Below are 22,513 nucleotides of genomic sequence, written 5' to 3' on the forward strand. Positions count from 1 at the left end.
TCGTCCGAGCGGTGCGACCCGCACCGTCATCACGAGCGCAGCGACGTGACCCAGGGTAGCGCGACGGCGGGAGTCGTCGCGCCGGCTGGATCGCTTCGCTCCGCTCGCAGGGACGGCCCTGTCGCAGCCATCACCTGAGACGGCCAGGGTCCGCGGGTCGTCCTCAGCGCCCGAGCAGGCGCCCGAGACGGGCCAGGAACCCCGATCCTTCAGCAGGCTTCGCACCGGGCGTCGCCGCCTGCGCGGCTCCCGCCTTCGGCGCCAGGATGAGCCCGAGGGCTGCCGTATCGGTGGTCTCGCGGTCGATCAGGATCAGGCTGCCGGTCTCGCGGTTCTCCGCGTACGGGTCCACCGCCACCGGCCGGTCGAAGCGCAGGCTCACGTCGGCGATGTCGTTCGCCGACAGGCGCTCGGCCGGGCCGGGCTGGCCGGTCTCCGGATCGATCCGCGAGGCGATCCGCTCCACGGTCGCGGTGACCGTGGCGGTGCCGATCTTGACGAGCAGGCTCGCGCCCGGGCTGAGATCGGTCTCGGCCGCCCAGAACAGGCGCGCGTCGAGGGTCTCGGTGACCCGCATCGGCGCGTCGGTGGCCACGATCACCTGCCCGCGGGAGGCGTCGATCTGGTCGGCCAGCACCAGGGTCACCGACTCGTCCTCGCCGGCCTCGGGCAGGTCGCCGTCGGCGGTGTAGATCCGCGCCACCGTGGAGGTCCGGCCGGAGGGCTGCACCGTCACCGAATCGCCCGGCCGCACCCGGCCGCTGGCGATCCGGCCGCTGTAGCCGCGGAACTCGGAATTGGGCCGGTTGACCCACTGCACCGCCATCCGGAACGGCGCGTTCAGCGCCTCCGCGCGGACCGGCACGGTCTCGAGGTAGTGGAGCAGGGTGCCGCCCGTGTACCAGGGCGCCGCGACGCCCGCGTCCACGACGTTGTCGCCGTTCTTGGCCGAGAGCGGGATCGCCTTGACCTCGGAGAATTTCAGCCCGCGGGCGAAGTCCGAGAACCCCGACACGATGCCGTCGAAGGTGCCCTGCGCCCAGCCGGCGAGGTCCATCTTGTTCACCGCCAGCACGACGCGGCGGATCCCGAGATTCGACACGAGCAGCGCGTGGCGCCGCGTCTGCCGGGTCAGGCCCTGGCGGGCGTCGACCAGGATCACCGCCACGTCGGCCGTCGAGGCGCCGGTGGCCATGTTGCGGGTGTACTGCTCGTGGCCGGGGGTGTCGGCCACGATGAAGGAGCGCTTGTCGGTGGAGAAGAACCGGTAGGCGACGTCGATGGTGATGCCCTGCTCGCGCTCGGCCTGGAGGCCGTCCACCAGCAGCGCGAGGTCCATCTCCTGCCCCTGCGTCCCGTGCTTGCGGGAATCGCGCTGGAGCGCCGAGATCTGGTCGTCGAAGATCTGCTTGGTGTCGTGCAGGAGCCGCCCGATCAGGGTCGACTTGCCGTCATCCACCGAGCCGCAGGCGATGAAGCGCAGCACCGCCTTGTTGCGGTGAGCGGTCAGGAACGCCGCGTAGCCGGAGGCCCGGTCGGTGAAGGCCGTGGGAGCCTGGTGGAGCGTCATCAGAAATAGCCCTCCTGCTTCTTGCGCTCCATGGCGCCCGCGCCGTCCTTGTCGATCACCCGGCCCTGGCGCTCCGAGGTGCGCGCCGCCAGCGTCTCGCCGATGATCTCGGGCAGGGAGGCGGCGTCACTCTCGACCGCGCCGGTCAGCGGGTAGCAGCCGAGCGTGCGGAAGCGGACGAGGCGCTGCTGCGGGGTCTCGCCGGGGGCGAGCGGCAGGCGCTCGTCATCGACCATGATGAGCTGGCCCTCGCGCTCGACCACCGGCCGCTCCTTGGCGAAGTAGAGCGGCACGATCGGAATGTTTTCCTGCTCGATGTAGAGCCAGATGTCGAGCTCGGTCCAGTTCGACAGCGGGAAGACGCGCAGAGACTCGCCGCGCTTCTTCTTGAGATTGTAGAGGTGCCAGGGCTCGGCGCGCTGGCGCTTCGGGTCCCAGCGGTGCTGCGCGGTGCGCAGGGAGATGATCCGCTCCTTGGCGCGGCTCGCCTCCTCGTCGCGGCGGGCGCCGCCGAAGGCCGCGTCGAACTTGTGCTTGTCGAGCGCCTGCCGCAGGGCCTGCGTCTTCATCACGTCGGTGTGGACCTCGGAGCCGTGGCTCACCGGTCCGACACCGCGGGCGAGCCCGTCCGGGTTGGTGTGGACCAGGAGGTCGAGGCCGAGTTCCTTCGCGCGGGCGTCGCGGAAGGCGATCATCTCGCGGAACTTCCACGTCGTGTCGACGTGGAGCAGCGGGAACGGCAGCCGCCCGGGCGCGAAGGCCTTGAGGGCGAGGTGCAGCAGCACCGAGGAATCCTTGCCGATCGAGTAGAGCATCACCGGGTTCTCGGTCTCGGCGACCGTCTCCCGGAAGATGTGGATGCTCTCGGCCTCCAGCCTCTTGAGATGGCTGAGGCGGTCGGCGGCGGTCGGTGCGGGCGTGGGGGCGCTCGGCTGCACGGCGGCGGCGAGGGCGGCGCTCATCGGGCGAACTCCGGCTGGCGGGCTGTCTGATTCGGGGTGGTCTCGAAGGCGGCGGGCTCGAGGATCGCGGGCTCTTGGCCCGGCTGCACGGCCGCCGCAGGGTGCGCAACTTGGCGTCCGACGTGCAGGCCGCACTCCTTCTTGTCTTCCTGCTCCCACCACCAGCGGCCGGCCCGCTCGGGCTCGCCGAGCTTCACGGCGCGGGTGCAGGGGGCGCAGCCGATCGACGGGAAGCCGCGATCGTGCAGGACGTTGTAGGGCACGAAATTGTCGCGCACGAAGCGGTCGACCTGCTCCCGCGACCAGTCGGCCAGCGGGTTCAGCTTGATCAGGCCGCGCTCCGCGTCGAAGGCGGCGAGCGGCGTCTCGGCGCGGTTGGCCGACTGGCCGGCCCGCAGCCCGGTGAGCCAGCCGCTCGCGCCGGCGAGCGCGCGGCCGAGCGGCTCGACCTTGCGGAAGCCGCAGCAGGCCTGACGGGCCGCCACCGAGCGCCGGAAGCCGTTGATGCCCTCGCTCCGCACGAAATCCTCGGCGGCCGCGCGTTCGGGGGCGTAGGCGGTGATTCGGATGCCGTAGGCCGACTCGGTCTCGGTCCACGTGTCGTAGGTCTCGGCGAAGAGGCGGCCGGTATCGAGGGTGACGATCTCGACGCGACCCTTCGCGAGGCCCGCCATGGCCAGCGCGTGGGTGAGCGCCTGGTCCTCGACGCCGAGGCTCGTCGTGAAGACGAGGCGGCCGGGGATCTCGGCGGCGATCAGGTGGAGGCGGCCTGGAAGGTCGAGCCCGGACAGCCGCTCCGCGAGGGAGTCGGCCGCCTGTCGGTCCGGACGGGTCATCGCGCCATGTCCCGAGGTTCGCGTGGTGGAAAGGCCACGGCCAGCGCCGTGCCTGTTGTCGAACGGTCGAAATGTTCGCTATACCGAACGAAGTCAAGGCGCCCTGGCGCGCTTGGCGGGGTCGGACCGGCGGTTCGGCGTGCGGTTGCGCACAGCTTCCGGCGCGGGCAGCATGGGCCCGAGGTAAAAGATTCTTCTCACTGGTCCCGGTAGACACGTATATGCGCTCGCGCCCCGCGCGCGGCGGAAGCCCACGGAGACAGCTTTGGACGCGATCGATCTGAAGATTCTCGCCCTGCTGCAGACGGACGCCACGCTCTCCATCGCGGCGATCGGCGAGCGCGTGGGCCTGTCGCAGACCCCGTGCTGGAAGCGCATCCAGAAGCTGGAGGCCGACGGGGTCATCGACCGGCGCGTGGCGGTGCTCGATCCGGTGAAGCTGGGCCTCGGGCTGACTGTGTTCGTCTCCATCGAGACGGCCGACCACTCCCAGGAGTGGCTGCAGCGCTTCGCCGCAACCGTCTCGGCCATGCCGGAGGTGCTGGAGTTCTACCGGATGGCCGGCGACGTGGACTACATGCTGCGGGTCGTCGTCGCCGACATGCAGGCCTATGACAGCTTCTACAAGCACCTCATCGCGGTGCTGCCGCTCAAGAACGTCACCTCCCGCTTCGCGATGGAGAAGGTGAAATCCACCACGGCCCTGCCGCTGCCGGCGCCCCCGAAGAACGGGCGGCACCTGCCGGGGACGGCCCCCGTCCTCGCCGTGGTTGGAGAATGATATTCTCTTTTTTCGCAGTGCAGCGAACGTGATGTCCTATACGCCGCCCGTTCTGCAAAACGAACGTTTCTCGATTGACACCGGCCGCGCCGGCCCCGACATGGTCCCGTGATGTCCCGCCAGAATCTCCTCCCGCGCACCGCCCCGTTCGGGGACGGCGAGCGCGCCAGCCTCGACGCGGTGCTCGGCACCGCGAGCCCCACGCAGCGCGCCTGGCTCGCCGGCTTCCTGGCGGGCCTCGACGCCGCGGGCGGCCAGCCGGCCGCGGTGCCGGCCGCCCCGCCCAAGGCCGCCGCGCCGCTGACGGTGATCTACGCCAGCGAATCGGGGAACTCCGAGGCGCTCGCCGGCAACGTCGCCAAGCTGGCGCGCAAGCAGGGCTTCAAGCCGAAGGTGGTGGACTTCGCCGACCTCGACGTCGCGACCCTGCCCAAGGCCGGCAAGCTGATCGCCATCGCGGCCACCTGGGGCGAGGGCGAGCCCCCGGCCCGGGCCGTGCGGGCCTACGGCGAGCTTATGGGGGAGGGCGCCCCGCGCCTCGACGGCGTCGAGTTCGCGGTCCTGTCGCTCGGCGACACGTCCTACGCGGAGTTCTGCGCCATCGGGAAGGCGCTCGACGCGCGCTTCGAGGCGCTCGGCGCCAAGCGCGCCGCCGAGCGGGCCGACCTCGACCTCGACTTCGAGAAGCCGGCCGCCGACTGGATCAAGGGTGCGCTGAAGGCGCTCGCCCCGGCCGAGCAGCCCGACAACGTCGTGGCGGTGGACTTCGCCCGCGCCGGCGCCGGCGAGGACGACGACGCCGAGCCGAGCCGCGAGCCCGTCGTGGTCGAGGTCGTCGAGCACGTGAACCTCAACTCGTCGCGCTCCGACAAGGAGACGATCCACCTCGCGCTTGCCTTCGAGGACGGCGCGCCGGCCTACGAGCCCGGCGATTCGCTGGAGATCTATCCCGAGAACGACCCGCAGCTCGTGGACGAGATCCTGAACGCCGCCGGGCTCTCGGGCGACGAGGCCCTGCGCCGGGCGCTGCTCGCCGAGCGGGACATCACCACGCTGTCGGCCGCCACGATCGAGCGCTTCGTGAAGGCGACCGGCCACGCGGAGGCGCAGACGCTCGTCGACAGCGGCGAGGCCAAGGCCTGGATCGAGGGCCGCCACCTGATCGACCTGCTGGAGACCTACCCGGCGAAGCTCACCGCCGAGCATATTGGCACCATCACCCGGCCGCTGCCGCCGCGGGCCTACTCGATCGCCTCCTCCCGCAAGGAGGTCGGCGACGAGGTCCACCTCGCGATCGCGGCGGTGCGCTACGAGACCCACGGCCGCGCCCGCGCGGGCGTCGCCTCGGTCCACGTCGCCGACCGGATCCGCGACGGCGCCAAGCTGCGGGTGCGGCTGAAGCCGAACCGCCACTTCCGCCTGCCGCAGGATCCGGCCACCGACATCATCATGGTCGGGCCGGGCACCGGCGTCGCGCCGTTCCGCGCCTTCGTGCAGGAGCGCCGGGCCGTGGAGGCCCCGGGGCGCTCGTGGCTGTTCTTCGGCGACCGGCACTTCACCCACGACTTCCTGTACCAGCTCGAGTGGCAGGACGCCCTGGAGGACGGGTCGCTCACGAAGATCGACGTGGCCTTCTCGCGGGACCAGCCGGAGAAGGTCTACGTTCAGGACCGGATCACCCAGCACGCGCAGGAGTTGGTCTCCTGGCTGGACGGGGGCGCGCATCTCTACGTCTGCGGCGATGCCAAGGCCATGGCCAAGGACGTGCGCGCCGCCGTGGTGGGCGCGTACCAGAGCGCGAAGGGCCTCAGCGCCGCCGACGCCGAGGCGCAGGTCGCGGCGCTGGAGCGCAGCCACCGCTACCAGCAGGACGTTTACTGACGGATCGGCCTTCCGAGGCCACAGGATCGAGATTGCAGCGGAGCAGGACGGGGCGCGGGTCCCCTCTCCCGGGCGGGAGAGGGACAGGGTGAGGGATCCAGGTCTTTCCGGAGAGGGCGCGTCCCTCACCCCGACCCTCTCCCGCCGGGGAGAGGGGGACCGTCGCGGATCCCGCCCCTTCCGTGAACCGGCGCGCGCTCCGCTCGACACCCACCCCTGACGCGGGGGCTGGGAGACGCGTTCAGACAGACGGATTCACCCCATGGACGACCACAGCCCCCGCGACGCCGCCGAGACCCCGGCCCCCGGCCCGACCACCGCCCCGGCCAAGCGCGTCTACGAGACCCCGCCGACAACGCGCCCGATCACGGACGCCGAGGCCGCGCGCGCGGAGAAGCTCGCGGCGAACGAGCACATCAAGATCGCCAGCGGCTACCTCCGCGGCACCCTGGCGGACGGCCTGCTCAAGCACGCCACCGGGGCGATCTCGGAGGATGACGGGCAGCTCGTGAAGTTCCACGGGATGTACCTGCAGGACGACCGCGACCTGCGCCCCGAGCGGACCAAGAAGAAGCTCGACAAGGCCTACAGCTTCATGATCCGCCTGCGCATCGCCGGCGGCGTCATCACCCCGAAGCAGTGGCTGATCCTCGACGACATCGCCCGGACCTACGCGGGCGGGGCGCTGCGCGCGACCACGCGCCAGACCTTCCAGTACCACGGCGTGATCAAGTCGAACCTGAAGCGCACGATGGCCGCCATCGACGGCGCGCTGCTCGACACGATCGCGGCCTGCGGCGACGTCAACCGCAACGTCATGGCGGCGACGAACCCCGCCCAGACCGGCGCCCACAAGGCCGCCTACCAGCTCGCCAAGGACATCTCCGACTCGCTGCTGCCCAAGACCAGCGCGTGGCGGGAGATCTGGCTCGACGGCGAGCGCGTGGTCGGCGGCGAGGAGGAGGCCGAGGTCGAGCCGGTCTACGGCCGGACCTACCTGCCGCGGAAGTTCAAGACCGTCGTGGCGGTGCCGCCCTCCAACGAGGTCGACATCTTCGCCCACGACCTCGGCTTCATCGCGATCCTCGACAAGAAGAACCAGGTCACCGGCTGGAACGTGACGGTGGGCGGCGGCATGGGCATGACCCACGGCGAGCCCGACACCTTCCCGCGCACCGCCGACGTGATGGGCTTCGTGAAGCCCGAGGACGCCCTGAAGGTCGCCGAGGCGGTGATGACCGTCCAGCGCGACTGGGGCAACCGCAAGAACCGCAAGAACGCCCGGCTCAAGTACACGATCGAGCGCTACGGCCTCGACGCCTTCCGGGCCGAGGTCGAGAAGCGCGCCGGCAAGAAGCTCGGCGCGCCCAAGCCCTTCACCTTCACGGGCAACGGCGACCGCTACGGCTGGGTCGAGGGCGACGACGGCCGCCACCACCTGACCCTCTACGTGCCCTCGGGCCGGATCAAGGACATCGCGGGCGGCGCGCAGTTCCTCTCGGGCCTGCGCCGCATCGCCGAGGTGCATCAGGGCGATTTCCGCCTCACCGGCAACCAGAACGTCATCATCGCCAATGTCCCGGCCGAGAAGCGCGCCGAGATCGACGCGCTGGTCGACGAGTACGGCCTGACCCGGGGCGCGAGCGCGCTGCGGCGCAGCTCGCTCGCCTGCGTGGCCCTGCCGACCTGCGGCCTCGCGCTCGCCGAGAGCGAGCGCTACCTGCCGGACCTGATGACCGAGCTGGAGGAGAGCCTCGCGTCCCACGGGCTCGCCGAGGAGGAGATCACGATCCGCTCCACCGGCTGCCCGAACGGCTGCGCCCGGCCGTTCATCTCGGAGATCGGCCTCGTCGGCCGCGGCCCCGAGCGCTACCACCTCTACCTGGGCGCCGCCCACGACGGCTCGCGGCTCAGCAAGCTCTACCGGGAGGACGTGGCGGCCTCCGAGATCCGCGACACCCTCGACCCGCTCTTCGCCGACTACGCGAAGGGCCGGCAGCCGGGCGAGCATTTCGGCGACTACCTGATCCGCGCCGGCCACGTGGCGCGGACCACCAACGGCCCGGACTTCCACGAGCGGACCGGCGCCCTCAAGCCGGCCACGCTCGGCTGACGAAAGGCCGCGCGCGTCCGGGACGGCGCTTCCGGACGCGCCGGGACCGCGAGGCCGCGGCGGCAGGGTCGCGGGCAGGGTTGCGGAATGCGGGTCGCGGCCCGGCCCCGCCCTGACCGGAGCCGCGCGCCGATCCCGGGCGGCCGGGCCGCGGCGCGAGGGATCCGAGCCCCGGAGGAACTCCCCGCCCATGCGTGGATCCGGACAGCCGTTCCGAGAAAACCGGAACCGCCGCCGGAGACCCGGCCGCGCTCGCGCCGGCACGCCCGGTAGATCCCCGCCCTCGCATATCCCCGTCCCAGCGGTGCGCTGCCGTCGCAACCCATCGCCCGCGACGAGAATGAACGTTCATTGACATGAGAATGAACGTTCATTATAAGAGTGGGGCAAACAGGAGCGCGCGATGGCTCTCACCCTCGAAGGCCGCTGGTCCGATCTCGATGCCGAGCGTTTCGGCGCCCGCGGCCCGGGCGCCCTCGCCCTCGTCCGCGCCGTCTGCACCCCCGCCAACCTGACCTTCGGCGCCGTCCTGGCCCTCGCCTGGCTGGCCCTGATCAACTGGACGGGCGCCGGCCCGGACGGCTGGCAGGCCCGGATCTGCGCGGACCTGCATCAGGGACCGCAATCCTGCGCGGTCGCCAGCCTGGGCAAGGACCAGAGCCGCGTCGCCCCGGTCGCCGTCACGGCGCAGCCGGGATCGTGACCGTCGCGGCGGACAGGAGGGCGGAGGCCCGCGGCGACCCGTCCGCCCGGCGCGCGCACATCCTCGACGCCGCCGAGGCCTGTTTCGCGCGCAACGGCTTCCATCGCACCACCATGCAGGACCTCGCCCGCGAGGCCGCGATGAGTCCGGGCAACTTCTACCGCTACTTCGAATCCAAGGAGGCCCTGGTCCTCGGGCTGGTGGAGCGCGAGCGCGAGCGCGGCACGCTCCTGGTCGCCGAGATGGAGGGCAGCGGCGATCCGCGCGGGACGTTGCTGGGCATCATCGCCCGCTACTTCGCGTCGATCACCCGCGAGGCCGCGACCCTGCGGGTGGAGATCTGGTCGGAATCGACCCGCAACCCGGACATCGCCGCCATGACGGCGCGGACCGAGGCGGAGAGCCGCGACTGGTTCGTGGCGACCCTGGCGGGGCTCGCCACCGCGCCGGGATGCGATCCGGCCGGGCTCTACGCCCTGCTCGCGCCGCTGATGAAGGGGATCGTCGTCGGCCGGGCCGCGCTGCCCGACTACGACGTCGCCGCGGCGATCGCCCAGCTCCACGCGCTCCTCGACGCCGGGCTCGACGGTCGCCTGCCAGCCCCGACGCACGCGGGCCGACACGCCGGCCGCTGATCCCGGCACCGCTGCCGCCGCGCCCTCGGGACGCACCGGCGGCGCGCCGGTCGAACCGCCATCGACGATCGCGCGCCGGACACGGCGCGCGGTACGCCGGCCGGTCCGCGTTTCCCCCCTCGCGCGGGCCGGCCGGCCGTTCTCCCGGGCGATCCCGCGCGGTCACCTGACAGACGCGACGGCGTGAGTCGGCCCGCGGCCCGGGATTCAGCCGGTTGCGAAGGCCACGCATTACACACTCTGTAGTTGGCATCTTTGAATGATTTCAAAGCATTGCCCCTCAAAGCGTGCCTTCCGCGCCACATCCGGGAAGAGGATGCGCGCGTCACCCGCGGCTTTCGGGATCGGCGTTGAGAAAGGACGGCGTTTGCACTCTAGAAACACCGCACCGCGTCGATACGCCGCTCTTGAGAACGATTTTAAATCATGCACGCCGCCCGGATCGACGCCGTCGATCGCATCAAATACTTCCGGTCGCGCCTGAATATCTGCAGCACCGGACTCGCGACGTCGCTCCTCCTGCTCGCGCCGACGGAGATCCGCGCGCAATCCGACCCGGCCGCCGACGAGGTCGTGCTCTCCGAACTCAGCGTTGCGGGCACGGGCCCGGCCAGCGAGCGGGCCGACGGTCCCGTCGTGGGCTACCGGGCGACGCGCTCGGCGACCGCCACGCGCACCGACACGCCGGTGCGCGACTCGCCGCAATCGATCAACGTCGTGTCCCGCTCGGTGATCACCGACCAGCAGGATCTGCGGCTCACCGATGCCGTGACCAACGTCAGCAACGTGGTTCTCGGCAGCACGGTGCAGGGACGGTCGCAGAACTACCTGATCCGCGGCTTCTCCACGCAGGTCTTCGCCGTCGACGGCGTGCTGGTCGATCCGGCCATCAATTTCTACCCGGTCACGCGTGACCTCGTGGACGCCGAGCGCGTCGAGGTGATCAAGGGCCCGGCCTCGGTGCTGTTCGGCCGGGGCGATCCCGGCGGCGTCATCAACATCGTGACCCGCCGGCCCACCTTCGAGCCCACGGCCGACGCGAGCGTGCAGGGCGGCAGCTTCGGCTTCCGGCGCTTCCAGGGCTCCGTGTCGAGCGCGCTGCCCGCCGTCGAGGGCCTCGCCGCGCGTCTCAGCTTCGCCGCCCAGGAGGATCCGACCTTCCGCAACTACGGCGGCGACACAAACCGGCGCGTCTTCGTGGCGCCGGCCTTCAGCTGGACGCCGAGCGCCGACACCCGGGTCTACGTGAACTCGGAATTCACCAACCAGCACACCCAGTACGACGAGGGGCTGGTGGCCTTCCGCGGCCGCGTCCCGCTCGACAACATCGGCCGGTTCTACGGTGAGCCGTCCTCGCGCTACTTCGGCGCGTTCAACACGATCACCATGCGGGCCGAGCACGACGTCAACGAGAACCTGACGCTCCGGCAGGTCATCGCCGGGCAATGGGGCACGTTCGACGTGTTCGCCGCCCGTGCCCTATCGGTCAACAATGCCGGCACGCTGCTGAGCCGGCGCGAAGCCACGGTCAATTCGCGCTTCGCCGCGGTCGACAGCCAGACCGAGGCCGTGATGAAGTTCGACACCTTCGGCTTCGCGCATACGGCGCTCCTCGGGTTCGAGTACTCGAACGGCTTCCGCCACGCCTTCTCCCAGCAGGGCAACCTCGCCCCGGTCAGCTTCCTCAACCCGATGTTCGGCGCGGCCTTCCAGCCGCTCCAGTTCCAGGCCGACCTGAAGCAGAAGCTGGAGGTGTTCGGGCTCTACGTCCAGGACCAGATCGTGCTGGCGCCGGGCCTGCAGCTCGTCGTCGGGGCCCGGTTCGATCTCGGCAGCCAGTACTATTTCAACCGCCAGCCGGCCTCGCGGACCCAGCCGCCCGAGCAGACCCTGTTCGGCGCCTCGCCGCGGGTCGGGCTGATCTACCGGCCGTTCGAGCCGCTGACCTTCTACGCGAGCTACGCCACGTCGTTCCTGCCGCAGACCGCCAGCGTGCTGAACGTGGCGAGTCCCCCGCCCAGCACGGGCGAGCAGGTCGAGGCCGGCACCCGGGTCGATCTCACGCCCGGCCTGACCCTGAGCGCGGCCGCCTTCCAGATCGTCCGGGACAACGTCGCGGCCACCGACCCGCGCAATCCCACCTTCTCGGTCATCACCGGCCAGCAGCGGTCGCGGGGTGTCGAGGCCGATCTGGCCGGCGAGATCCTGCCCGGCTGGAGCATCATCGGCAGTGTCGGCCTGATCGACGCGCGGATCACCAAGGACACGACCTTCGCGGTCGGCAACCGGCTCACCGGCGTGCCGGTGTTCAGCGGCAGCCTGTGGACGACCTACGCGTTCCAGGACGGCCCGCTGCGCGGGCTCGGGCTCGGCTTCGGCGTCACCCATGTCGGCCGACGCTACGGCGACCTCGACAACAGTTTCACCGTGGGCGCCTACAACCGGCTCGACGCGCTCGTGTACTACGATTTCGACGCCCACTGGCGCCTGTCGGTGAACATGCGCAACCTGACGAACGCGCGCTACATCGAGGCGCCGACCAACGCGACCAACAACACCCCCGGGGCGCCGTTCACGGTGCTGGCGACGATCACCGCCCGGCTCTGACGGGCGGGCCGCATCGCCCGAGCGGCCGGGCCGTCGCCCCGCCGGAGGCCGCCGTCAGGGGCTCGCCGTGCGGACGGCGCCCGCCGGCGCCCCGGCCGCGACGGTCCTGCGCCGGGCGCCGGCGCGGCGGCGCAGAACGTAGAGCGTCAGGCCGGTCGCCGCGAAGCCCGGCATGGCCAGCGCCGCGAGGCAGAACAGCAGCGCGACGAGGTCGCCGAAGAAGCGGCCGCGATGCACCTCCAGGACGTTGTCCAGGAGGCGCCGGCCCAGCGGCGCGTCGACGGCCCGCTCGGAGGCCAGCAGCGCGCCCGTGGCGGGATCGTAGCGGATCTCGTTGCGGGCGCTCGGCGCGTCGACGCCCTTCGGCAGCCAGCGGATGCGGATCGCCTTCGTGTCGGCGCCCGGCAGGGTCAGGACCGCCGTCCCGGCCTCCGCGCCGGTCCGCGCCCGGAAATCCGCCCAGGCGCGGTCGACGGCCGCGCCGTCGGCGGCGGGATCGGCCGGCTTTCCGGCGGCCCTGCGGCCGACCGGCTTCGCGGCGTCGGGGGCGCCCACGAGCAGCCGCGTCGCGCCGTCCTTGAACCACGGGTAGGACCACGTCAGGCCGCTCAGCGCGATGACCAGGTAGACCGGCAGGAGCCAGGTCCCGACCACGGCGTGCAGCGACCACCAGCGCGGCCGGCCGGGCCGCGACAGGGCCGGCTTCAGCCAGATCCGCCAGCGGTGGATCCGGGGCCAGCGCAGGTAGAGGCCGGTCGCCAGGAAGGCCAGCAGCGCCAGGGTGCAGGCGCCCGTCACCGTGCGGCCCCAGCCCTTGGACCCGCCGGGCAGCAGCAGCCAGCGGTGCAGGTCCCGCACCGTCGTGAAGGCGCCCTCCAGCCGCACCGGGCCGAGCAGCGCGCCGTCGTAGGGGTCGGCGTAGGCGGCGGGCGGCCGCGCGCGGGTCTCGGGATCGCGGGCGAAGCGGACGTGGACGCTCGCGCGCGGGTCGTCCGACAGGGTCAGCACGTTGGCGACGCGGCCGCCCGCCTGCGCGTCGATCCGCGCCGCCAGCGCCGCGGGGGGCAGTGCCGTCCGCCCGCCGGGCGCGACCTCGAGCCGGTCGCGGTTGGCGAAGGCGGTGACCGCCTCCTCGTAGCTCATCAGCGCCCCGGTCAGCCCCATCAGGGCGAGGACGAGGCCGGCGGTGAGGCCGAGCGCCCAGTGCAGGCGGAAGAGCAGGGTCCGGAGGGAGGGAATCGGCAGCGTCATGGCGGTGCCGGCTGCCTAGCAGAGTCCGGCCACGCTGACGACGCGGCGGGACGCAACGCCGTCCCGCCGGTGAGTCTCAGGTGATCGGCGCGGGGTTGAACAGGGTCAGGTCGTTGAACAGCCCCCACCGGTCCGACCAGGGGCGCTTGCGCCCGCTCGCGACGTCGAGGATCAGGTGGAACAGCTCCCAGCCGACCTCCTCGATCGTCGCCGCGCCTGTGGCGATGCGGCCGGCATCGAGGTCGATCAGGTCGGACCAGCGCTCGGCCAGCTCCGTGCGGGTGGCGACCTTGATCACCGGCGCCTGACTGAGGCCGTAGGGCGTGCCGCGGCCGGTGGAGAACACCTGCAGGGTGATGCCCGAGGCGAGCTGCAGCGTGCCGCAGACGAAGTCGCTCGCCGGCGTCGCGGCGAAGATCAGCCCCCTCTCGCGGACGCGCTCGCCCGGCGCCAGGACCCCGGAGATCGCGCTCGTGCCCGACTTGGCGACCGAGCCCAGCGCCTTCTCGACGATGTTGTTGAGGCCGCCCTTCTTGTTGCCCGGCGACGGGTTGGCCCGGCGGTCGGCCTCGCCCTTGGCGAGGTAGGCGTCGTACCACGCCATCTCGCGGACCAGCGCCGCGGCGACCTCCGGGCTCTTCGCCCGCGGGGTGAGGAGGTGGATCGCGTCGCGCACCTCGGTCACCTCGGAGAACATCACGGTGGCGCCGCAGCGGACCAGCAGGTCGGCCGCGAAGCCGAGCGCCGGGTTGGCGGTGACGCCCGAGAAGGCGTCGCTGCCGCCGCACTGCAGGCCGACGACCAGCTCGGAGGCCGGGCAGGTCTCGCGGGTCCGGCGGTTCAGCACCTCCAGGCGGGCCTCCGCCATGGTCAGGATGCTGTCGATCATGGCCGAGAAGCCGCGGTGGCGCTCGTCCTGCAGCCGCACCACCCCGTCGCCGGCCGCGCCGCTGTCGGGCAGGAGCCGCTCCGAGACGAGCTTCTCGCAGCCGAGGCCGACGACCATGACCTCGCCGCCGAAATTCGGGTTCTGCGCGAGGCTCTGGAGGGTCCGGATCGGCACCACCGCCTCGGGGGCGTTGATGGCGACGCCGCAGCCGTAGGCGTGGGTCAGGCCGACCACGTCGTCGACGTTGGGGTAGCGCGGCAGCAGCTCCTGCTTGATCCGCCGGATCGCCACGTCGAGGGTGCCGGCGACGCACTGCACGCTGATCGAGATCGCCAGGATGTTCTTGGTGCCCACCGATCCGTCCGGGTTGCGGTAGCCCTCGAAGGTGTAGCCCTCGAGCGGGGGCAGGGGGGCCGGCACGCGGGTGGCCATCTCCAGGGCGTCGAGGGCGGGGGCGACCGGCGTCGCGACGCGGGATTCCTCCACCCAGGCGCCCCGCGGGATCGGTTGCGTCGCGATGCCCACCACCTCGCCGTAGCGGCGGACCTCGCCGCCCTCCGGGATGTCGGTGAGCGCCACCTTGTGGCCCTGCGGCACGAACTCGACGAGCGCCAGCCCGTCCGGGAACACCGTGCCGGCCGGCAGCCCGAAGGCGTTGACCACGATCGCGACGTTGTCGCTGTCGCTCAGGCGGATCGTGCGCGGCACGTCGCCGGCGGCCCCTGCGGCCCCCACGCCTGCCGGGTGCGGGCGGGTCGGGGCTTCGATCTCGGCCTGCATCGGATGCTCCTTCCGTCTCGCGCCCGTCCGGGCTCCTGTCGGGATCAGGCGGCGTCGCCGACCGCGTGGTTCGCCAGGGCCTCCAGGGCCTTCACCATGGCGGAGTGGTCCCAGGCCGCGCCGCCCTGGGCCACGCAGGCCGAGAACAGCTGCTGCGCCAGCGCCGTGGCGGGCAGGCTGAGGCCGAGCGTCCGGGCGTTGTCCAGGGCGAGGTTCAAGTCCTTCTGGTGCAGGCCGATGCGGAAGCCGGGATCGAAGGTCCGCTCGATCATCCGCGCGCCGTGCAGCTCCAGGATCCGCGAGGTGGCCAGCCCGCCGGTGATCGCCTGCCGCACCTTGGCGGGGTCGGCGCCGGCCTTCGAGGCGAAGAGCAGCCCCTCGGCCACCGCCTCGATGGTCAGGGCGACGATGATCTGGTTGGCGACCTTGGCGACCTGCCCCGAGCCGACCGGGCCGACATGCGTCACCGTCTTGCCCATCGCGGCGAACAGGGGCTCGGCGCGCGCGAAGGTCCCGGCCTCGCCGCCGACCATGATCGAGAGCGCGGCGTTCTTGGCCCCGACCTCGCCGCCCGAGACCGGCGCGTCGAGATAGGCGCCGCCCCGCTCGGCGATCCGGGCGGCGAAATCCTTGGTGGCGAGCGGCGCGATCGAGCTCATGTCGATCACGGTCTTGCCGGGCGACAGCCCCTCGGCGACCCCATCCGCCCCGAACAGGACCTGCTCCACGTCCGGGGTGTCGGGCAGCATCAGGATGATCGTGTCGGCGCGCTCGGCCACCTCGGCGGCGGTGGCGCAGGCGGTGCCGCCCGCCGCGAGCAGGGCCTCGGGCACGCTGCGCCGGGTCTTGAGGAACAGGCTGTGGCCCGCCGCGATCAGGTGTCCGGCCATGGGCGTGCCCATGATGCCGAGGCCGATGAATCCGATGTTCATGGGTACGATCCCGTTGCGGAACTCAGGCGCGGAAGCGGGCGGCGAGCGCCTCGGAGCTGCGGGCGAGCAGCCCCATGTCGGAGCCCACCGCGGTGAAGCGGGTGCCGGCCGCGATGTAGCGGCGGGCCAGTTCCTCGCTCGACGTGAGGATGCCGGCCTGCTTGCCGGCCCGGACGATCCGGGCGACCGCCGCCTCGATGGTGGCGACCACCTCCGGGTGGCCCTGCTGGCCGACATAGCCGAGGCTGGTGGAGAGGTCGCCGGGCCCGATGAACACGCCGTCCACGCCCTCCACGGCGGCGATCGCGTCCAGATTGTCGAGGGCGCGGCGGGACTCGACCTGCACCGCCACGAAGATCTCGGCCTCGCAGCGGGTGTGGTAGTCCTTGATCCGGCCGAACCGGGCGGCGCGGGGCGCCTGCGAGAAGCCGCGGATGCCGCGGGGCGCGTAGCGCGTCGCCGCGACCACGCGGGCGGCCTGCGCGGCGTCGTCGATGTTGGGGATCATCAGCGACTGGGCGCCGGCGTCGAGGATCCGCTTGATGGTGATCGGGTCGTCGCTCGGCACCCGCACCATCGGGTGCGTGTCGCCCTCCATCATCGCCTGGAGCTGGGCGTAGATGTCCCGGAGGTCGTTGGCCGAGTGCTCCATGTCGAGGAGCAGCCAGTCGAACCCGGCCCCGGCGACCACCTCGGTGGAGATGGGGCTGGCGAGGCTGCACCACAGGCCGATCTGCTGGCGCCCCTCGGCGAGGGCCGCCTTGAAGCGGTTGGTGAGGCTGTCCATCACGATCCTCCCTGGGGGCGTCGCGGCGTCTGCGCGCCGTCCGCCCCATCACGCGCAGCCTTCCGCCGCGAGGTCAAAGCCAAACACTGGATCGATCGATGCGGATCGCGCATCGATCGACCGTGCGGGCTCACGCGGGCGGCATCTCGGCCACGATCGAGACCAGCTGGGCGATGAGCGGGTCGTCCGCGTCGCGCCGCCACGCGAGGAGCAACTCCACCGGGCGCGGCGCCGGCAGGACGAGGGGGCGGAACACCACGCCCTCGAAGCGCAGGCGCTCGGCGGCGGCCGGCACCAGGGCGATGCCGAGCGCCGCCCGCACGAGGGCCAGGATCGAGTGGATCTGCGTGAGCTGCTGGACCGTCGGGGGCCGGATCTCGGCCTCGGCGAGCAGGCCGAGGACGAGGTCGTGGAAGTAGCGCGCCTCGTTGGGCGCGTAGCCGATGAGCGGCTCGCGCCCGAGATCGGCGGGGGTGAGCCCGTCGCGCAGGGCCAGGGGGTTCCCGGCCGGCAGGGCCACCACCAGGGGCTCGGCCAGCGCCCGGACGGCGATCAGGTCCGGGTGCGTCACGGGCGGGCGCACCAGCGCGGCGTCGATCCGGCCGGCGAGCAGCTCCTCGATCTGGTCCTTGCTGACCATCTCGCGCAGCGCGAGCGTCACGTCCGGCAGCGCCCGCCGGAACGCGGTGACGAGGCGCGGCAGGAAGTCGTAGGCCGAGGCCGCCGTGAAGCCGAACTTGAGGACGCCCGCGCGCCCCGCCGCGACCTGCCGGGTGACGTGCGTCGCGGTCTCGGCGAGCCGCAGGATGCGCTGCGCCTCGGGCAGGAAGCTGCGACCGGCGGCGGTCAGCCGGACCGTGCGGCTGGTGCGCTCCAAGAGCTGCACGTCGAGGACGCGCTCCAAGACCTGGATCTGCCGCGACAGCGGCGGCTGCGTCATGTTCAGCCGGGCGGCCGCACGCCCGAAATGCAGCTCCTCCGCCACGGCGGCGAAGCACCGGAGCTGGCTGAAGTCGAACATGAAGGCTCCCTCTCCCGGACCGCGGCGCAGTCGGGCGGGAGCATAAGGCCTTCGCGGCGGCCACGTTGAGATCGCCGCCCTCATCCAATTAGGTAAGGCGGCGGACTCCGGGCCCGACCGGCCTACGGGGTCACCTCGTGCCCGGCATAGTCGATCCGGCCGTCCGGCCCCTTGGTCCACTCGTAGATGACGTAGTCGGGGCGGGTGAGGTCGCCCTTCCCGTCGTAGGCGATCGGCCCGACCACCGTGTCCACCGGCTGGCCCCGGTGCAGCCAGTCGGCGAGCGCCTTGCCGTCGCTGGAGCCGGTCTCGGCCATCGCCTTCGCCAGGACCTGCACGGCCGCGTAGGCGTAGAGCGTGTAGGCCTCGGGATCGATGCCCCGGGCGTTGAACGCCGCGACCACGCCCTTGGCGTTCGGGTTCTTGCGAGCGTCCGGCGCGAAGGTCATCAGGGTCCCGGCCGCGCCCGGGCCGGCGATCTGGACGAACTCCTTGTCGGGGATGGCGTCGCCGCTCATCATGCGGGCGGCGAGGCCCTGATCGCGCATCTGCCGGATGATCAGCCCGGCCTCGGTGTGCACGCCGCCGAAATAGACGACGTCGACGTTGGCGGACTTCATCTTGGAGACGAGCGCCGCGTAGTCCTTCTCGCCCGGGTTGATGCCCTCGAACAGCACCTCCTTGCCGCCCTTGGCCTTGAAGGCCTTCAGCGTCTCGTCGGCCAGCCCCTTGCCGTAGGGGGTCTTGTCGTGGACGAAGGCGATCTTCCTGCCCGGGAAGTGCGATGCCAGGTAGCTGCCCGCCACCGCGCCCTGCTGGTCATCGCGGCTGCAGGTGCGGAACGTGTTCCACATCCCGCGCTCGGTGAACTTCACGCTCGTGGAGGCCGGCGTGACCTGGATGATGCCGGCGTCGAGGTAGACGTCGGAGGCCGGGATCGTGACGCCGGAATTGTAGTCGCCGACGACCATCTTCACGCCGTCGCTGGCGAACTTGTTGGCCACCGAGACGCCCTGCTTCGGGTCGGAGGCGTCGTCGCCGACCGTGACGGCCAGCGTCGTGCCCTTCAGCGTGCCGGCCCTGTTGATGTCCTCCACCGCCTGGCTCACGCCGTTCCGGATCTGGGCGCCGAAAGCCGCGTTCGGCCCGGTCATGGGCGCGGCGACACCGATCTTCACCGGCGCGCCACCTTCCTGACCCCGCGCCGCGGTCATGAACAGCAGCCCGGCCAGGCCGGCCATCAATAGTCGCGTCATCTTTCCCCCAAGATGTGGCCGGACAGATCGCCGACGAACGCTGAATTCAGATAGATCAACGCGGATCCCCGCGCGTCGAGTCGCAGATCACCCGGCGCGATCCTGTCGCTCACCTTCACCGGGGTCAAGGTTTGGGGGTGGGCCGAGACGGTCACCGGCGCGGGCGCGCGATCGGCCGGCGGGCGCTCACGGAGCCGTGCGGCGGCCCGAAGGCCCGACGGGTCGGGATGGCGCCGATGATGCATCGGGCCGGCGCATCCGCAGCAACCCGCCGTGACCGATGACCGCCTCCCGTCCCCGCCGCACCCCCAGCCCCGGCCGACCGGGCCCGCGTCCGGGACGCGGCTGATGGGGCCGCGCGCGGACGAGGATCGGGACGGGGATCGGGACAGGGATCGGGGCGAGGGTCGAGACGCGTCGGTGGACTGGGCCGAGCGCCGCCGGATCGCCGAGCAGGGCCGGGGCGACCGGGCGTGGTCGCTCTGGGGCCCCTATCTCAGCGAGCGGCAATGGGGGACCGTGCGGGAGGATTACAGCCCCTGCGGCAACGCCTGGGCCGCCCTGACGCACGAGGACGCCCGCTCGCGCGCCTATCGCTGGGGCGAGGACGGGCTGGCCGGCATCTGCGACGAGCGCGGCAACCTGTGCCTGGCCCTCGCCATCTGGAACGGGCGCGACCGCATCCTCAAGGAGCGGCTGTTCGGCCTGACCAACCAGGAGGGCAACCACGGCGAGGACGTGAAGGAGGTCTACCACTACCTCGACGCGGTCCCGAGCCACGCCTACCTGAAGATGCTGTACCGCTACCCGCAGGCGGCCTTCCCCTACGCGGACCTCGTCGGCGAGAACGGGCGGCGCGGGCGGGAGCAGCCCGAGTACGAGATCGAGGAGACGGGCGTCTTCGACGGGGACCGGTTCTTCGACGTCACCGTGGAGTACGCCAAGGCCGACGCCGACGACGTCCACGCGGTGATCACCGCGCTGAACCGGGGGCCCGAGCCCGCCGACCTCCACCTCGTCCCGCAGCTCTGGTTCCGCAACACGTGGTCGTGGGAGGCCGGGCAGGCGCGCCCGCGGATCGCCCGCGCGCCCGACGGGGGCGCCGTCTGCACCCACGAGCGGCTCGGGCCGTACCGGCTCGCCTTCGACGGGGCGCCGGACCTGCTGTTCTGCGAGAACGACACCAACCTGCGGCTGCACGGCGGGCAGCCGGACGCCGCGGGGCCGTTCAAGGACGGTCTCCACGCGGCGATCGTCGACGGCGATCCCGCTTCGGTGCGCCGGGACGCGGGCACCAAGCTCGGCCTGCACTACGCGCTGCGGCTGGCGCCCGGGGAGACCGCCCGGATCCGCCTGCGGCTGTCGGCGGGCCTGCGCGCCCGGGCCGTCGACGACGGGTCCCTGGTCCGCCGCCGGGTGGCCGAGGCGGACGCGTTCTACGAGGAATTGCAGGACGGCATCGCGAGCGCGGATTCCCGCGCGATCTTCCGCCAGGCCGCCGCCGGCCTGATCTGGTCGAAGCAGCTCTACAGCTACGACGTGCGGCGCTGGCTGGAGGGCGACCCGCTCCAGCCGCCGCCGCCCCGGGGGCGCGCGGGCGGCCGCAACGGCCAGTGGCGCCACTTCGCGGCGGCCGACGTGCTGTCGATGCCCGACACCTGGGAATATCCCTGGTTCGCCGCCTGGGACCTCGCCTTCCACTGCCTGCCGCTCGCCCTGCTGGACCCGGACTTCGCCAAGAAGCAGCTCCTGCTGCTCACCCGCGAATGGTACATGCACCCGAACGGCCAGCTCCCGGCCTACGAGTGGGAGTTCGGCGACGCCAACCCGCCGGTCCACGCCTGGGCCACCTACCGGGTGTTCGAGATCGACCGGGACCGGCGGGGCGGGCGCGGCGACCTCGCCTTCCTGGAAGGCGTGTTCCACAAGCTCCTGATCAACTTCTCCTGGTGGGTGAACCGCAAGGACGCGCAGGGCCGCAACGTGTTCCAGGGGGGCTTCCTGGGGCTCGACAATGTCGGCGTGTTCGACCGCTCGCGCCCGCCCCCGGGCTTCGGGGTGGTGCACCAGGCCGACGGCACCGCCTGGATGGCGATGTACGCGCTCAACATGATGCGCATCGCCCTGGAGCTCGCCCTCCACAACGACGTCTACGAGAGCACCGCCTCCAAGTTCTTCGAGCACTTCCTGCTGATCGCCGAGGCCATGACCGACATGGGCGGGTCGGGCGGAGACGGGCAGGGCTACGGCCTGTGGGACGAGACCGACGCGTTCTACTACGACGAGGTCGACATCCCCGGCGGCGGGATGCTCCCCTTGCGGGTCCGCTCCATGGTCGGGCTGGTCCCGCTCTTCGCCGTCGAGGTGATCGAGCCCTCCGTGCTCCACCGGCTGCCGGATTTCGCCCGGCGTCTGAACTGGGTGCTGGAGAACCGGCCCCACCTCGCCCGCCTGGTCTCCCGCTGGACCGAGGGGGGCGTGAAGGACCGCAAGCTGCTGTCGCTGCTGCGCGGCCACCGGATGAAGGCGCTGCTGCGCCGCATGCTCGACGAGGCCGAGTTCCTCTCGCCCTACGGCGTGCGCTCCCTGTCGAAGGTGCACCGCGACGCGCCCTACGTGCTCAACGAGCTCGGCGCCTCCTTCACGGTCCGGTACGACCCGGCCGATTCCACCTCGAACATGTTCGGCGGCAACTCGAACTGGCGCGGCCCGGTCTGGATGCCGATGAACTTCCTCATCGTCGAGGCGCTGCGGCGCTTCCACACCTATTACGGCGACGACTTCCTAGTGGAGTACCCGACGGGCTCGGGCGCGATGCGGACGCTCAGCGCCATCGCGGACGCCCTCGAGGACCGCCTGATCGCGCTGTTCGCCAAGGACGGGACCGGGCGCCGGCCGGCCTTCGGGACCCGGCCGCCGATCGCCCCGGCGCCGGGTGCCGAGGAGGCGCTGCTGTTCCACGAGTTCTTCGACGGGGATACGGGGCGGGGCCTCGGCGCCGCGCACCAGACCGGCTGGACGGCCCTGATCATCAACCTGCTGCGTGACCGGGCACGCCCGCGATAGGCGCGCCCGGCCGGGAGCCGGCCGATCGGTCAGCAGCTCAGCCGCCGGCCTTCGCGACGCCCGAACACTTTGTAGTGGGCGGCACCCGATTCCATCTGGCCGTTGGCCACGGCGCGGCGGACATCCGGATTGCAGCGCAGGTACTCGCGCTCGTCGAACCCGTAATTGGCGCGACCGCGGTAATCGTCCCGGTCGCGGTAGCCGCGGTCCCGGTAATCGTAGTCGCCGCGGTCGCGGTAGCCCCGGCCGCCGTAATCGTCGTAGTCGGGGCGCGGCTGCGCGGAGACCGGGCCGACCACGCCCAGAATGCCGAGGCTCACCGCGGCCGCTGCCAGAATCGCCTTCATCGTACCAATCCTCCCTTGTCGGTGGCCAGAAACGCGTCGGGGCGCGGATGGTTCGATCGCCTCGGACGTGGCACCCCCGGCCAGCTCGAGCCCAGC

General features: G+C 71.9%; 18 protein-coding genes. 7 read left to right on the plus strand and 11 right to left on the minus strand.

Going from position 1 to position 22,513, the window contains the following annotated elements; translation table 11 throughout:
• Positions 1 to 163: 163 nt before the first annotated feature.
• From cysN to ACLBYG_RS12880, 3 genes are read right to left on the minus strand one after another with little or no spacing between them, the layout of a single operon-like run.
• Positions 164 to 1,570, minus strand: coding sequence for a sulfate adenylyltransferase subunit CysN (gene cysN, locus ACLBYG_RS12870; RefSeq protein WP_447681714.1), 1,407 nt, complete (start codon positions 1,568 to 1,570; stop codon positions 164 to 166).
• Positions 1,570 to 2,532 (minus strand): sulfate adenylyltransferase subunit CysD, encoded by a 963-nt coding sequence (gene cysD, locus ACLBYG_RS12875; protein ID WP_091926378.1) that lies wholly within the window; start codon positions 2,530 to 2,532, stop codon positions 1,570 to 1,572. Before cysD ends, cysN begins: the two co-directional genes overlap by 1 nt.
• A complete protein-coding gene (locus ACLBYG_RS12880; protein ID WP_447681715.1) occupies positions 2,529 to 3,368 on the minus strand; it encodes a phosphoadenylyl-sulfate reductase in 840 nt (279 codons plus the stop codon). Before ACLBYG_RS12880 ends, cysD begins: the two co-directional genes overlap by 4 nt.
• A gap of 265 nt (positions 3,369 to 3,633) precedes the next feature.
• On the opposite strand from ACLBYG_RS12880, the gene ACLBYG_RS12885 reads away from it, so the two are divergent.
• The 6 genes from ACLBYG_RS12885 to ACLBYG_RS12910 all read left to right on the plus strand — a co-directional run bounded on the left by ACLBYG_RS12885 (position 3,634) and on the right by ACLBYG_RS12910 (position 12,088).
• On the plus strand, positions 3,634 to 4,149 hold the full coding sequence (locus ACLBYG_RS12885; RefSeq protein ID WP_010686224.1) for an Lrp/AsnC family transcriptional regulator: 516 nt from the start codon (positions 3,634 to 3,636) through the stop codon (positions 4,147 to 4,149).
• A gap of 111 nt (positions 4,150 to 4,260) precedes the next feature.
• Positions 4,261 to 6,030 (plus strand): diflavin oxidoreductase, encoded by a 1,770-nt coding sequence (locus ACLBYG_RS12890; RefSeq protein WP_447681716.1) that lies wholly within the window; start codon positions 4,261 to 4,263, stop codon positions 6,028 to 6,030.
• A 262-nt stretch (positions 6,031 to 6,292) separates the two neighbouring features.
• Positions 6,293 to 8,143, plus strand: coding sequence for an NADPH-dependent assimilatory sulfite reductase hemoprotein subunit (locus ACLBYG_RS12895; protein ID WP_447681717.1), 1,851 nt, complete (start codon positions 6,293 to 6,295; stop codon positions 8,141 to 8,143).
• 403 nt (positions 8,144 to 8,546) lie between these two features.
• Entirely contained in the window at positions 8,547 to 8,846 is a 300-nt protein-coding gene (locus ACLBYG_RS12900) for a hypothetical protein (protein ID WP_020093189.1), read from the plus strand.
• Positions 8,843 to 9,481 carry a TetR/AcrR family transcriptional regulator gene (locus tag ACLBYG_RS12905; protein WP_447681718.1) on the plus strand — a complete coding sequence of 213 codons (639 nt, stop codon included), beginning with the start codon at positions 8,843 to 8,845 and terminating at the stop codon, positions 9,479 to 9,481. Before ACLBYG_RS12900 ends, ACLBYG_RS12905 begins: the two co-directional genes overlap by 4 nt.
• Before the next feature lie 426 nt (positions 9,482 to 9,907).
• Positions 9,908 to 12,088: a TonB-dependent siderophore receptor gene (locus ACLBYG_RS12910; RefSeq protein ID WP_447681719.1), complete on the plus strand. Its 2,181-nt coding sequence runs from the start codon at positions 9,908 to 9,910 to the stop codon at positions 12,086 to 12,088.
• A gap of 54 nt (positions 12,089 to 12,142) precedes the next feature.
• On the opposite strand, the gene ACLBYG_RS12915 is transcribed toward ACLBYG_RS12910, so the two are convergent.
• The 7 genes from ACLBYG_RS12915 to ACLBYG_RS12945 form a co-directional block, all read right to left on the minus strand.
• Positions 12,143 to 13,339 carry a PepSY-associated TM helix domain-containing protein gene (locus tag ACLBYG_RS12915; protein WP_447681720.1) on the minus strand — a complete coding sequence of 399 codons (1,197 nt, stop codon included), beginning with the start codon at positions 13,337 to 13,339 and terminating at the stop codon, positions 12,143 to 12,145.
• 76 nt (positions 13,340 to 13,415) lie between these two features.
• Positions 13,416 to 15,008: a galactarate dehydratase gene (garD, locus tag ACLBYG_RS12920; RefSeq protein ID WP_447681721.1), complete on the minus strand. Its 1,593-nt coding sequence runs from the start codon at positions 15,006 to 15,008 to the stop codon at positions 13,416 to 13,418.
• Between the two features lie 44 nt (positions 15,009 to 15,052).
• On the minus strand, positions 15,053 to 15,940 hold the full coding sequence (locus ACLBYG_RS12925) for a 2-hydroxy-3-oxopropionate reductase (protein ID WP_447681722.1): 888 nt from the start codon (positions 15,938 to 15,940) through the stop codon (positions 15,053 to 15,055).
• Between the two features lie 22 nt (positions 15,941 to 15,962).
• Positions 15,963 to 16,727, minus strand: a complete 765-nt coding sequence (locus tag ACLBYG_RS12930) for an HpcH/HpaI aldolase family protein (protein ID WP_447681723.1) — start codon at positions 16,725 to 16,727, stop codon at positions 15,963 to 15,965.
• Positions 16,728 to 16,857: 130 nt separating this feature from the next.
• Positions 16,858 to 17,748, minus strand: a complete 891-nt coding sequence (locus ACLBYG_RS12935; RefSeq protein WP_020093196.1) for a LysR family transcriptional regulator — start codon at positions 17,746 to 17,748, stop codon at positions 16,858 to 16,860.
• Between the two features lie 122 nt (positions 17,749 to 17,870).
• On the minus strand, positions 17,871 to 19,004 hold the full coding sequence (locus ACLBYG_RS12940; RefSeq protein ID WP_447681724.1) for a branched-chain amino acid ABC transporter substrate-binding protein: 1,134 nt from the start codon (positions 19,002 to 19,004) through the stop codon (positions 17,871 to 17,873).
• Positions 19,001 to 19,249, minus strand: coding sequence for a hypothetical protein (locus tag ACLBYG_RS12945; protein ID WP_447681725.1), 249 nt, complete (start codon positions 19,247 to 19,249; stop codon positions 19,001 to 19,003). The genes ACLBYG_RS12940 and ACLBYG_RS12945 overlap by 4 nt, the downstream gene beginning before the upstream one ends.
• A gap of 103 nt (positions 19,250 to 19,352) precedes the next feature.
• On the opposite strand from ACLBYG_RS12945, the gene ACLBYG_RS12950 reads away from it, so the two are divergent.
• Positions 19,353 to 22,070, plus strand: coding sequence for an MGH1-like glycoside hydrolase domain-containing protein (locus tag ACLBYG_RS12950; RefSeq protein WP_447681726.1), 2,718 nt, complete (start codon positions 19,353 to 19,355; stop codon positions 22,068 to 22,070).
• A 29-nt stretch (positions 22,071 to 22,099) separates the two neighbouring features.
• On the opposite strand, the gene ACLBYG_RS12955 is transcribed toward ACLBYG_RS12950, so the two are convergent.
• Positions 22,100 to 22,417 carry a hypothetical protein gene (locus ACLBYG_RS12955; RefSeq protein ID WP_020093199.1) on the minus strand — a complete coding sequence of 106 codons (318 nt, stop codon included), beginning with the start codon at positions 22,415 to 22,417 and terminating at the stop codon, positions 22,100 to 22,102.
• Between the last annotated feature and the right edge of the window lie 96 nt (positions 22,418 to 22,513).

It is taken from the genome of Methylobacterium sp. D53M (assembly GCF_053345625.1).